This window comes from Streptomyces sp. NPDC026589, assembly GCF_040638385.1.
Classification (GTDB): domain Bacteria; phylum Actinomycetota; class Actinomycetes; order Streptomycetales; family Streptomycetaceae; genus Streptomyces.
On sequence record NZ_JBEZYG010000055.1, the window covers coordinates 1 to 12,520 of the forward strand.

10 protein-coding genes are annotated in these 12,520 nt (G+C 70.3%); 5 read left to right on the top strand and 5 right to left on the bottom strand.

What is annotated here, in order from left to right; all coding sequences use genetic code 11:
- Window positions 1-736: 736 nt before the first annotated feature.
- Window positions 737-1,606 carry a DNA ligase gene (locus AB0F29_RS41175; protein WP_361884063.1) on the bottom strand — a complete coding sequence of 290 codons (870 nt, stop codon included), beginning with the start codon at window positions 1,604-1,606 and terminating at the stop codon, window positions 737-739.
- Between the two features lie 625 nt (window positions 1,607-2,231).
- Between AB0F29_RS41175 and AB0F29_RS41180 the strand changes: the two genes are divergently transcribed.
- Entirely contained in the window at window positions 2,232-2,546 is a 315-nt protein-coding gene (locus tag AB0F29_RS41180) for a hypothetical protein (RefSeq protein ID WP_361884066.1), read from the top strand.
- 106 nt (window positions 2,547-2,652) lie between these two features.
- On the opposite strand, the gene AB0F29_RS41185 is transcribed toward AB0F29_RS41180, so the two are convergent.
- On the bottom strand, window positions 2,653-3,660 hold the full coding sequence (locus AB0F29_RS41185) for a hypothetical protein (RefSeq protein WP_361884069.1): 1,008 nt from the start codon (window positions 3,658-3,660) through the stop codon (window positions 2,653-2,655).
- A 1,138-nt stretch (window positions 3,661-4,798) separates the two neighbouring features.
- Between AB0F29_RS41185 and AB0F29_RS41190 the strand changes: the two genes are divergently transcribed.
- Window positions 4,799-6,043 carry a helix-turn-helix transcriptional regulator gene (locus tag AB0F29_RS41190; RefSeq protein WP_361884072.1) on the top strand — a complete coding sequence of 415 codons (1,245 nt, stop codon included), beginning with the start codon at window positions 4,799-4,801 and terminating at the stop codon, window positions 6,041-6,043.
- Between the two features lie 21 nt (window positions 6,044-6,064).
- On the opposite strand, the gene AB0F29_RS41195 is transcribed toward AB0F29_RS41190, so the two are convergent.
- Window positions 6,065-6,235, bottom strand: coding sequence for a hypothetical protein (locus AB0F29_RS41195; RefSeq protein WP_361884075.1), 171 nt, complete (start codon window positions 6,233-6,235; stop codon window positions 6,065-6,067).
- A 160-nt stretch (window positions 6,236-6,395) separates the two neighbouring features.
- On the opposite strand from AB0F29_RS41195, the gene AB0F29_RS41200 reads away from it, so the two are divergent.
- Window positions 6,396-7,199, top strand: coding sequence for a hypothetical protein (locus AB0F29_RS41200; protein ID WP_361884078.1), 804 nt, complete (start codon window positions 6,396-6,398; stop codon window positions 7,197-7,199).
- 177 nt (window positions 7,200-7,376) lie between these two features.
- On the opposite strand, the gene AB0F29_RS41205 is transcribed toward AB0F29_RS41200, so the two are convergent.
- On the bottom strand, window positions 7,377-7,952 hold the full coding sequence (locus tag AB0F29_RS41205) for a transcriptional regulator (protein WP_361884081.1): 576 nt from the start codon (window positions 7,950-7,952) through the stop codon (window positions 7,377-7,379).
- The gene (locus AB0F29_RS41210) at window positions 7,952-9,568 is read right to left on the bottom strand and encodes a helix-turn-helix domain-containing protein (protein WP_361884084.1); all 1,617 of its coding nucleotides are present in this window, start codon (window positions 9,566-9,568) and stop codon (window positions 7,952-7,954) included. The genes AB0F29_RS41205 and AB0F29_RS41210 overlap by 1 nt, the downstream gene beginning before the upstream one ends.
- A gap of 86 nt (window positions 9,569-9,654) precedes the next feature.
- On the opposite strand from AB0F29_RS41210, the gene AB0F29_RS41215 reads away from it, so the two are divergent.
- Together AB0F29_RS41215 and AB0F29_RS41220 are read left to right on the top strand one after the other, a co-directional pair.
- Complete coding sequence (locus tag AB0F29_RS41215; protein ID WP_361884086.1) at window positions 9,655-10,218, top strand: hypothetical protein; 564 nt, start codon at window positions 9,655-9,657, stop codon at window positions 10,216-10,218.
- A partial coding sequence (locus AB0F29_RS41220) for a Helicase associated domain protein (protein WP_361884089.1) occupies window positions 10,215-12,520 on the top strand: 2,306 nt, incomplete at its 3' end. The genes AB0F29_RS41215 and AB0F29_RS41220, both read left to right, overlap by 4 nt.

Below are 12,520 nucleotides of genomic sequence, written 5' to 3' on the forward strand. Positions count from 1 at the left end.
GCACCCGATCTCGGTGTAGAGGGTCTGGAGGGTCCGGGTGGTGGGCCAGTCGATCATCTGGAACGTGCCGTCGGCGTAGAGGGCCAGGGCGAAGCGCTGAGTGTCGGTCACTTTGGGTGCCTTTCGGGCTGATTGGGCTTGGGTTGCTGACCGGCTGCTACTGCCGACCAACAAGACAACGGTACTTCACTTGCATGCCGTGCCGGGGGATTTCGGGGGCGTTTCCCCAGGTCAACCCATATGGAGACGCCGGGGCGGGGTGTTGTCGTGTCGCCGCTGTCCCCGGAGCGGAGCGGCGGGGACGCCGTCCGGCAGCGCGGAGCGCTCGGGGCGGCGCGCAGCGCTGTCCCGCTTGGCCGGACGGCACCGCCGTGGGGCGCGGAGCGCACCCGGCGGCCGGTGGGGCGGGGTCGAGAGCGCGGAGCGCGCGGCCGGGGAGCGGAGCGGACCGGCGGCCCCGCCGCGCCGTTGGCGTGAGAGCGCGGAGCGCTCGGTCCGGGGAGCGCAGCGGACCGGCACGCCGTGGGGGGTGAGGAGCGCAGCGGATCACCCCCCACGCGGCGGCACGTCAACACCCCGCCCCGGCGACTCCACAGAGGTTCGGGCCGTCAGGCCCGGCGCAGGCCGTCAGGCCCGGCGCGCACGAGCCGTCAGGCTCCCGCCCCCTTCGTGCCTTGCTGCGCCCGTTCGGCCACGCCGCCGCCGCGCTCTTCGTACCTTGCTGCGCCCCGTCCTCTCAGCGGATGCGGGCGACGGTGAGTGTGCCGTGGCGGCCGGATCCGGCGAGCACTTCCACCACCAGCTCGGTGTTGAGTGCCGTGTACGTCTCGTCGCCCGCGCGGTGCTCCCCCGTGGCGGGTGCGCCGGCGAGTGCTGCTCCGATGCGTGCGGCGAGCGCGGGGGCCAGGCGCGCGGAGAGACGGGGCCGGGTCGATCCGGGCAGGAGGAGCGCGAGCGCGCGGGGCCGGCTGCGGGGGCCGGTGGCGCCGACCACGCAGGCGTCGACCGTGTCCGCGTGCCGGATCTTCACCCATGCCGTGCGGCGGCCGAACGGGTACGGGGAGCGGGCGGGCTTGGCCACGATCCCTTCCACGCCCTGCGCCTGGAGGACGTCGTACCACTGAAGGGCGAGCGTCCGGCTGTCCGTGGTCGGGGTGGCCTGGATCGGGGGGCCGACGTCCTTGAGGAGGTCGGCCAGGAGGGCGCGGCGGTCGGTGTAGGGGCGGGCTGTGACGGGTCCGTGGTCGGGGTGCTCCAGGACGTCGAACGCGGCGTAGGAGGCCGGGTGACGGGCCGCCAGGGCGCGGGCACGCTCCAGGGAGGAGGCGGCCCTGGACTGGACGGCGGAGAAGTCCAGGCGGCCCGCGCGCCAGACGACCGCCTCGCCGTCCAGGGTGGTCCCCGGGCGCAGTCGCATGGCCGGGACGGCAAGGTCCATCCACCGGCTGGTGACGTCGCGGCCGGAGCGGGCGTAGAGGATCACGGCGTCCTCGGTGCGGCGCAGCACGGTGCGGTGGCCGTCGAACTTCGGCTCGAACCACCAGCCGGGCCCGCCCGGCAGGACTGGCACGGCGCGCACCAGCGCGACATTGATCGGGTACTCCACGCCCTGATTCTGTGCCGGACGAAACCCAGCAGCACCCTGGCGGCGGGGCGCAGTCGCCCCCCAGGGCAGGCGCTTCCGTAGGTGCTGCTCCGAGCCGTGGCCGAGTGACATCAGGCGCCGGCTACTGCCGATCGATCGGATCTAGACAAATTTCGACCGCACTTTTTCGGCCAATACTCACACGCCACGTCTTTCCCGTTGCGATTCTGCACGGAAAAGCGGTTCCACCCAAACGGGAAAAGCGTTTCACGTTCTACCGGTTTTCTGGTTGCCTCTGGCACCAAAAACGCTGCACTTCCTGACCGAACCTGTCCGACTCGCTGCATAGAAACTGGAAAATTGCCTGGTCACAGAGTTGCGCACCCGCTCTGCACATAAAGAATCCGCGCAGCGTCGTCACGTATCAGCAGCTTAGTTTTCGCTCCGTTGCGGGCCTCTGATTTCATGCCCGAGATTCGAAGGGGAACCGCACACGTTTGCAGTCGGGAGCACTATCCGAGGGGGTGTTAGCGTTTCGCCAGTTCCACGAAATCGCGGTGGGCTGCCCATTCCGGCAGCCCACCGCACTCAACCAGCGCGGCCGGAATAAGCCACCACGACCATCGGCCGCACAGAGGAGATGACGATGAGCATCGCATACGACCAGCGCAGCGCACCGCCGCCCGCGAGGGCATCCAGACCGGGGCCGGACATTACGGCCCGGCGCACGTACATGGTCAGCGCCATCGCGCTGACCATGGCGCTGGCAGTCCCCGTCACCGACGATCAGAACTGGTGGGTGCGCCCCGCCGTCGCGCTCGCCGTGTACGTACTCGGAGTGCTGCCCGTCCTGCTGCGTACCTACGTGTTCCCCCGGCTGCACAGCTGGCTGCTGCGACTGCTGAGCACCCACGTGCTCCCCCAGCTGCGCCGCTGGCTGCTGTGGCTGCTGCGCGGCTGAATCCGGATCGCAGCCGCTGACGGCGGCCTCGCACTCGAAGGGAGTGCGAGGCCGCTGTGGCGTCCGTAGCGTCGTCCTTAGGCCACCCCGGGCCCGACGTTCGGGGTCAGCTCGTGAGAGCGGTGATCAGGGCGCCGGGCGGCGGGGTGATCCCCCCGGCGACGTACGCGATGCCGTCGCCCTCCGGCGGAAGGACCGCGCCCTTGGTGAGCGGGTGGCGGCGGGAGGCCGCGGTGCGCCACCCGTACCGCTCGTCCCACACCAGGGCGGGGGCCGGGGCCTGGTCGCCGTCGAGGACGACCGCGGCGACGACCCGGTCGTCGCCGGGGAACTGGACGTCGGGCACGGCCTCGGTGGTGGTCCAGCCGGCGCGGTGCAGAGCGGCGGCGACACCGGCCAGGTACGGGGCGGCCCTGCGGGCGCGCAGAACCGTCCCGGCCCGTGCGGTGGCACGGCGGACCTGCCCGGCTGGGTAGCCGAGTGCCACCGCGGCTTGATCGGGGGTCAGGGACGGGTCGGTGTGCATGAGGTCGGCCATGCGGTCGGCGCGGAGCCGGGTGAGGGCTTCCTGTGCGGTGTCGCGGTGGATGCCGAGTGCCTCGGTTACGCCGGCGGCGCTGATGGTGGGGTCGGCGTCGAGGAGTTCGGCGGTGAGGGCGGGGAGCTGGTCGCGGGGGACCTGGTCCCCGGTGCCCTCCGGGCGTCCGGTCACGGTCGGCTTGCCCGGCCGGCTGGTCTGGTACTGCCGGACGATGCGGCGGGGCCAGTGCTCGACCCCGCCGACGTCGGTGACGTGCTCGGTCAGGAGCGGGTGGCGCTTGTAGCCGTCCCAGGTGCGGGGGGTGACGCCGATCGCAGCTGCGCACTCCTGGCGGTCCAGGAGGTCATCGTCGCCGTCCTGGTCCGGAAGCGGCGGCACGGGCTTGCCCAGGAGGTAGGCGTCGACCTGTTCGCCGTCGTAGAGGCGTGTGCGGGCCTTGGGCGAGCTGACCGGCGGCGGGAACCCGCGGGCCTCGTACGGCTTGAGCTTGAGGTACCTCTCCGTGCGCAGTCCCTGTTGTGCGGCGAGGTCCGCCAGGGTGCGTACGAGGTGGCGGCGTCCTGCTCTGATCACGGGGGCTCTCCAACTCGCCGTCTATAAAACGGTACCGGTGTCTGTGTCCTGGTCCAGCGTACGGGTACGCTGCCCGTACGAGGGCGTGACCTTACGGGTTGTGCGCTTGGGTTGGCCGGTGCCCGTGCTACCCGCGAAAGCGGACTGAGGGCGCCGGCCTCTTTCATGTCTGCGCATCGACCGGTCGCGCTCACGCACTGCCCGCACCGAAGCCCTGGCCTCAGTCCACGCGGGTGACTTCCGAGTTGATGACTAGAGAGGTTCTCGCGCTATCTCGGCGGCAAGCTTCTGGACTCGGCGATCCAGGTAGGACTGCTGCTTACAGGAAGCGGAGCAGTACTTTCGTCGACGGCCAGCCATGGCTTGTTTCAGCTCCTGGCCGCAGCGTTCACAGCGGCGCGGGGCAAGACCGCCGACGTAGGAGTACCCCTTCGTATCCATGGGTGGGATTGTCCCACTGACCGTCAGCAAGCCCTCCCTCGTGGCCATTTCGTCATTGACGAAATGCTCCCGGTCCCCTACTTGCGAGTAGGTAAAGTAAAAAGCCGCAGGTCAGAGCACAGATGGCAGGCAAGCGTCATGGAAACTCGGAGAATTCGGTGACGCGTCGTAGACTTGTGCCCATCACCCCGGCTCACGGTCGACTCCAATTGGGTCGATCAGGGAAAGGGGGTGATACCGCTGTCCGACTCCACACCCCCTGAGGGGGATGGTGCGGACGCCAAGTTCTGGACACGCGAACGCTGTTACGAACTGGCTCACGAGATCGTTTTGCTCGGGGTCAGGATCCTAGGAGCGATCGCGGACGGCGGGAGTGGCTCGTAACCACCCCGCCGCCCTTCAGATCTGAAGCGGTCCCGAGGGGTCCGGTTTGTCGCTGGCCAGCGGCCGGGCCCCTCTTCGCTTTCAGATCGTGCGAGCACTCAAGGTGCAACTCGCCATAGCGATTTTCACCTTCGCCCTCGACTCTGCATCCTCGACGCACTAGATAGCAAACGATAGGACCCCTAAACCGTACCTCTTCAAGCACTGGAGCGGCCAGTTTTCCTCATCCTCGATTCCGTTCACTGAGCCGTTCTGGAATCACTAAAGTACCTAAACAGCACCGCATAGTGACTTGGGTCACAAGTAACGGAGGGTGTGGGCATTGGCCAGAGGAACTGGCGCATTCGACGGCGAAGCTCTGCGAGCCCACCGGCGAAGCCTAGGAATCAGCGCAGCTCAGCTCGGAGTCCGGGTGGGCACGTCGAAGGCAATGATCTTGGCGTATGAGAGCGGGAAGCACGTACCGGAGGCACCGAGAGCACTTGAACTTGCCGAGGCGCTGGAGCTGACCAGCGTCACCCAGCTCACCCCCCGACCCGAGGCAGACGCCGAACAGGGCCTAGTGGAGGTGAGAGAGAGACTGGGCATCTCTGAAGCAGACTTCAAGGCGCTCATCGGGGACGACATGCCTCCGTACCGCCAGAGACGGCTGCCGGCGCCTGCCGTCACCATCACAACGCTACGAAGACGCCGGGGCCTAACCCTCGCGGAGACAGCCAGTCGGGCGAGCATCGGGCTGAGCACGTACCGCAGGATCGAGAGCGAGGCAATGCTGCCGGCCCGCGGCCGAACAGGTATCACCACGCGGCTTTCCATCGTTCTCGAGGCACGCCTGGCCACAGTGCAAAGAGCACTCGACCACCATCCCTGCGCCATCCGCCGACAGTTCGAGGTGGCACAGGTGATGGCGGCCCTGATTGACCGGCACTGCGGGGAAAAGAAGGTCCCGGAGGTCCAGCAAGATGACCCAGACCTCGCCCGCCTGTCGGCCCTGCTCAGGCAACCTAAGAGCCAGGTCGCTCGGATGGTCGACCACCAGCTGGTCCGGCAGCAGCGCCGGCTGAGGCAGCGGGACCAGCTCCGCCTGGAGCTCCGCTACCCCGAGAGCTCGGACATGTCCAGCGCCCTGGACAGGGCGCTCCGTCGGATGACGAGACTGGAGAGACAATTGAGCCAGGCGCCCTACCGTGCCGCCGCCCACATCTCGAAGTATCTCTGCGACGGGCTGACTTCACGCCAATGGAAGAGCTTCACCGTCGTCATGGCCCGCCTGGCGACATCGGAGCGCCCTGAGGTGACTGGAGTGAGCGAGCAGCAGGAGCCTGATCTCTGGCTCGCCCTCATGGGCCGGCGCCACCATGGGATGCCCCTGATTCGCTACTCGTCGCTCCCGGCCGAATCCCCGATGCCAACACCGGGCAAGTTCTTCTTCCTCACCTCTGCAGGGTTCCGGTTCTACGAAGAGGCCCGGCACACATACGAATTCCTCTACCCGCGGATCTACGCTGTGCCGGCTCCGGTCGTGCGCGACGCCTACTGGCGCCGGCCTGCACTTTGAACTGAGCCCTGCGGGCCAGGCTCAGGCGGCCCAGCCGATCGAGGAGACGTAGCTGTACCCGTCGTAGTCCGAGCCGATCAGGTCCAGGACTTCGTCCCACACCGCGTCCAACTCCTCCACATTGTCGTCCGTCCCCGCATCGATCGCCCGGCCCCAGACCCCCACGCTGACACTCCGGATCGACAGGGTCACGCCGGTCCACCCCGGCCTGGCTGACAGGGTTGATCTCCACCCGGCGGCTTGACGTCCTCGGCCTGTGCGAAGCTGCCGGGGTTTGGGGCGGGTGGCTGGCGTGTGGTGCCGGTGACGGAACGTCCGCCCCGGACGGCATCGCGAGCGGAGGGGGCCCGTCATGGGACGCACGAAGAGCACGGGGACGTGGAGCGCGAAGGGTGCCCGGTACGCCGTTACCGTCCTGGCTGCTCTATTAGCCCTGCCAGGATGCGCGCAGACAGGTGGTGACGGCGGCGACAGGGATACGCCGGGCAAGGCCGGGTCCAGCGCGGCGGTGAGCGCGGGCCCGAAGCCGTCGGAGTCGTACGCGACGCCGGAGGACTGGACTGAACCGGAGCGGTGGGCTGCGCTTCCGCGAGGGAAACGCACCGACGAGCACGGCAGCGAGGTCGGCTTCCCGCACACCACCGAGGGCGCGGTGGCGGCGCTGGCGGCAGCCCACACCAGCACGATCGAGGGCAGCACGGACAACAAGGACGAGCAGCTGCGGCTCTACTACAGCTACATCTCGAAAGCGGACCAGTCCGAGGCTGCCGCCGAGCGGGTCGGGCTGGGGTCGATCGAGAACGGCAAGGCGATCTCCAGGGAGATGGGCTTGAAGCCGAGTGCCCCGATGCCGCCTGGCGCGTACATGCGCACCCATGCGATCGGCTTCCAGTTCATCGAGAAGTCGGCGGACGAGGTCACCGTGTGGTTGCTGGCCAGGGAAGTCCAGAAGGCCGGGAAAACAGCCAGGGAGAAGGGCTCCTACACCCGCACTCTGCTCGGCGCGAAGTGGGAGGGCGATGACTGGAAGCTGTCGGTGCTTGCCACCCGCCACGCGCAGGATGCCACCGACGGTAAGCCGAGGCCGAAGATGGTGGCCCCGGGTGACGCCGAGTTCAACAGCGCCGGGTGGACGGCCATCCGGGAGGCATCGTGAGGCGCCCGCCAGGCTGGTGACTTGAGTTCGGTCGGCACCCGTGTCGGCCTGCTTCGCATCCTGGACGGACTCGCCGCCCTCGCGCGCCGCGCGCGGCCGTGCAGGCCGGGCGCATTCGGACCGGTCCGCCCCCGGCAACTCCAGTGCCGGGGGCGGACCTTCCGTGGGGGTGGCGGGTCAGGCGGCCCAGCCGATCGAGGAGACGTAGCTGTAGCCGTCGTAGTCGGAGCCGATCAGGTCCAGGACTTCGTCCCATACCGCGTCCAGCTCGTCCAGGTCGTCGTCCATCCACGCGTCCACGGCCCGGTCCCACACCCCGCGCACGTTGATGCTGCGGGGGGCAAGGTCACGCCGGTACTTCTGCTCAACCCCGGTCTGGTTGACCGGGTTGATCTCCACCCGGGTCCCCCGCCCCCCGTTGTTGAGCCGGTGCTTGAGGTCGGCGGCGACGTTGCGGCGGCGCAGGTCCCAGTACGCCGCGTCGAGCCGCGCCAGGTTCGCCCGGTTCGGGCTGCGCTCCTCCGCGAGCCACGCCATCAGGGTGCGCGGGGAGACGTGGACGCCGGCACGGTCCATCGCCTCGTACCCGGCGTCGGACTTGGTGAGGTAGTTCAGGCGGGCGGCGAGACCGCGGTCGCTTTCGACCGGCGAGGCGACACCGCGCACCATCCCCTCCATGGCGATACCGAGCGCTTCGGCCCCGGGCGCACCGTCCGCGCCGTACTTGCCGAAGTCCTTCCAGCGTCCGGCCATCAGCCGCCCACCTTCCCGACCAGGTACTCACCGGACGCCTTGCCGTCACCCTGCTTGATCTTCAGCTCGGACACGCCCCGGCCCTCGGTGAACACCGTCCTCCAGCCCCCGATCACGTGGAGCTCGTCGGTGTGCTTGAGCGCGACGACGTCCAGCCCGGCCTGGTGGGCCTTGTAGGCGCGGCCGCAGTGCAGCGCGTAGGCCTGGCTGTGGATGAGGTGCATCCAGTCGGGGCGGACCATCTCCCGGTTGTGGACCGACTCCCCCATGGTGGAGACGAACTTGCTGTACATCGCTTTGACGTACTCCAGCGTCAGCCGGTCCCCGGCCGCGATCGCCTCCGACCGTGCGGCGACCAGGAGCTTGCGCAGGGCGTCGAGGAAGTTCTCGGTCGCCCCCGACGTCCAGGACTCGTGGACGGTCGGGGCGTCGGTCAGGGCCCACTTCGGGCCGGAGAGGCGCAGCAGGAGGCGGAGGGTGGCGTCGGTGATCCAGAGGGCGCCGGGCTCGTCGCGGTCCCCGAGCGGGTTGGGCAGGTGGGGGTGGGCCCACTCGGCGGGGGTGATCAGGTGGACGCCGGAGCGCTTCGGGCCGACGCCGTCCGTGCCGGTGGTGTGCTCCAGCTTCCCGATCGGCAGCCACACCTTCAGCGCGGACAGGTAGGCGGCGTTGACGTCGAGGGCGGTCACCTGGAGGTCGAGGAGAGGGGCGCGGAGGGAGTAGGCGGGGTTGTTGTAGGCGGGGCGGGCCTCCCAGATCTGATCCGGCTCCTTCTTCGACGGCTTGTGCAGGACGTCCGGCAGCGCCGGATAGGCCGTGTACTCGTAACGGGCCGTGGCCCTCGTCTCGTTGAAGAGGTGCATCACGTCCGGGATCGCCCGGCCGATCAGCGCCTTCAGCGCGGCGTCCTCGTCCCCGCCGGCACGCTCCGCTTCCTGCTCGACCGCACCCCGGATCAGGCCCATGAGGTCCGCCTCGGCGCGCTCGGCCGACTTGGACCGGCGCTGCGGGCGGGTCGGCACCGGGGTCGGGACCGGCGACACCGGAACCGGGGCGGGCGCGGCCGGTGCGGGCGCGGTGGCGGTCGGGGCCGGTGCGGGGGTGGTGGCGGTGGTGGGCTGGCACATGGCGCCGGAGTGGAGCGGGCGGCCGTCGGTGGACTGGTAGGTCGTCTCCACCCCGCACCGGACACACGGGCCCGGGTCGCCCTCGATCGCGCGGCCGTCCGGACCCCGCAGGGTCTCCAGCCCGGTGAACGCCGCAGGCACCGGCGCGGCGTGGGGCGTGGCAGGGGCGGCGGTCCGCTCCGGCGCAGGACCGCCCGGGGCGTCGGCGAACAGTGCCGCGATCGGGTACCCGTGGGCGGCGGGAGGCGGGTAGATGTCCGCGAGGCCCTTCAGGATCCGCAGATAGGGCAGGCGGGCGGGCGGGGTGGGATCGGAGACACCGGTCTCCCAGTTCGCGATTGTCGACCGTCCGACGCCGACCGTGGCCGCGATGTGCGCGCGGGAGAACCCGGCCGCCTCCCGGAGCCGGAACCGCTCTGCGGGGGGCGGCATCGCCGCGGCGAGACGGGCCTCTTCCAACAGTGCTTCCACGCTGTTCTCTTCACTCATACCAGTAACTGTACAACAACTGGACGTCACGTGGTGCTACATTGGACATTTATTGGACGGTTCGTGACAGGCAAGGGGACGTGGCGATGATCTGGACTCCGGAGGACGTGGCGCGTGATCAGGTACGACGCCAGGCGGCGGGCATGACCGCGCGGCAGGTGGACCAGGCCGTGGACACGGCCGTGGTGCGGGCGCGCGAGACCCGCGAGGAACTGCGCTCCCCGATGACGGCCCGTGGAGAATTCGCGCCGGCCCCGGAGGAACTGGCCGACCGGTGGGCAGCCCTGCTCACCGAGTGGCAGCGGATCGCCGCGCACCTCGCCGCGTCCGGGGCCGGCGTCTACGACGGCGACCTGGACGAGACGGGCAGCGCCTGGGCGCGGGAGCGGGAGGAGCGGCGCACCACGGCGCTGCGGAACCATGCCGCGTGGACGGAGCAGCAGCGGGAGAAGCGGGACGAGCTGTGCGCCGAACTCTGGCTGGGCGCGGCTGCCGGGCGGCAGATCCGTGCGGCGGCGGCGCGGGCCGGTCTGACCCCGAACGAGGTACTGGCCCAGATGGCTGAGCGGGTGACCGTCGATGATGACGGGGCGGTATCCGTCGCCCCGTTCACCCCGGGCCGGACCGCCGGGCTGAGTGAGGAGCGATGACGATGCAGGGGATCACGCTGCGGTCGCATCAGGTCGAGGCCGTGGACGCGAACGTGCGCGGGCTGTCGCTGCCCGTGGACGGGACGCTGCCCGTAAACGGGCTGCGCGGTCAGGTCCACATGGCCACCGGCACCGGCAAGACCATCACCGCGGCGATGGCCGCGCTCCGACTGTGCCCGAACGGGGTGATCGGCGTCCTGGTCCCGACCCTGGACCTGCTGACGCAGACGATCGAGGCGTGGCGCCGGGCCGGACACACCGGCCCGGCCGTCGCGGTGTGCTCGCTGGGCGCGGACCCGCTGCTGGAAGCCCTCGGGGTGCGGTGCACGACCAACCCGACCCAACTCGCCCTGTGGGCCGCGAACGGGCCGGTGCTGGTGTTCGCGACGTACGCGAGCCTCGCCCCGCAGGGCCTGGCCGACGACCAGGACGACGCCCCGGACGCGGTCGCCCCCGGCGTGCTGGAGCGGGCGCTGCGCGGCTCCTACGGGCAAACCATGGCCCCGTTCGACCTCCTGGTGGTCGACGAGGCGCACAGGACGTCGGGCGACGGCTCGAAGGCGTGGGCATCCGTCCACCACCAGGACCGCATCCCCGCCGCCCGCCGCCTCTACATGACCGCGACCCCCCGCCTGTGGGAAGCGGGCCCGCGTACGACCGAGGACGACGGCGAGCAGCTCGGCGCGGCCGACGTCCCGGGCGGTGAGGTGCTGGGCGGGCGGCTCGTCGCCTCGATGGACGATGTGGCGCTGTACGGGCCCGTCCTCCACGAAACCGGCCTGATGGAAAGTGTCGAGCGTGGAATCCTCGCGCGGTTCGAGATCGACGTCCTGGAGATCCGCGACCCCTCACCGCTCAGCGAGAAGGCCACCGACGAGGAGCGGCGGGGCCGGCGGCTCGCCGCGCTCCAGGCCGCGCTCCTCAAGCACGCCGACGAGTCCGGCGTCCGCTCGTACATGACGTTCCACTCGCGGACCCTGGATGCCATGGCGTTCGCCCGGGCGATGCCGGAGACCGCCGCCCGCCTCCACCACACCGACCCCGCCGCCTACCCGGGCCGGGTCGGCTCGGACTGGCTCTCCGGCGAACACCCCGCCACCCACCGCCGCGACGTCCTCGCCCGGTACGCCGACGGACTGGACGCGGACGGGTGGGTGTGCGAGCTGTCGTTCCTGGCCTCCTGCCGGGTCCTCGGGGAAGGCGTCGACATCCGGGGCAAGCGCGGCGTCGGCGCGGTCGTCTTCGCGGACACCCGCTCCTCTCCGGTGGAGATCGTGCAGATCATCGGGCGGGCGCTGCGCCAGGAGCCCGGCGACGGCAAGGTCAGCAGGATCATCGTCCCCGTGTTCCTGGAGCCCGGGGAGGACCCCGGCGACATGATGGCGTCCTCCAGCTATACCGGGCTTGTCGCGATCCTCCAGGGCCTGCGCGCACACGATGCCCGGGTCATCGAGCGCATGGCGCTGCCCACCACCACCGCGCGCGGACAGATCACCTCCGTGCTCGCCCTCGACCCGCAGGAAGCTGCGGCCGGCCAGGACGGCGAGCAGCACCAGGTCGAGGACGAGGACCAGGAGGACGTCCCCGACGAGAGCGCGGCGGCCAGTACCGAGGACGACGGCCAGGACCAGGAGGACGCCGACGCCGACAAGGACCAGGGCGACGAGGACCAGGGCGACGAGGGCGAGGGCGGCGAGGAGACCGGCGCGGCCCCGGGCATCGCGGGCAGCAGCACGCCGCTGCTGCGGTTCTCCCTCCCCCGCGACCCCGAGAGCATCGCCCTGTTCCTCCGCACCCGTGTGCTGCGGCCGGACTCCGAGGTCTGGCTCACCGGGTACAGCGCCCTGCGCGGCTGGGTCCGCGAGCACGGGCACGCGCAGGTCCCCCGGGAGGCGACCGTCGAGCTGGGCGACGATGGCGCCACGTACGGGCTGGGCACCTGGGTCAGCGAGCAGCGCCGCAGCTTCAAGGCCGGGACCCTCAAGCCCTGGCGCACCGACCTCCTCAACGAACTGGGGATGATCTGGTCGGTCGGCGACGCCGGATTCTGGAAGAACCTCACCGCCGCCCGCGACTACCACGCCGCACACGGCAGCCTGTCCTGCCCGAGGAACACGCTGTGGGACGGGGTCGAGGTGGGGCAATGGCTCAGCAATCTCCGCCGCCCCAGCGGACTGGGCAGCGACCGCGTACGGGCCGACGAGCGACGTCGCGCCCTGGAGGCCATCGACCCGGACTGGAACCCGCGGTGGCCCGTCGACTGGCAGCGCCACTACGCCGCCGCCCGCATCCTCCTCGGTGA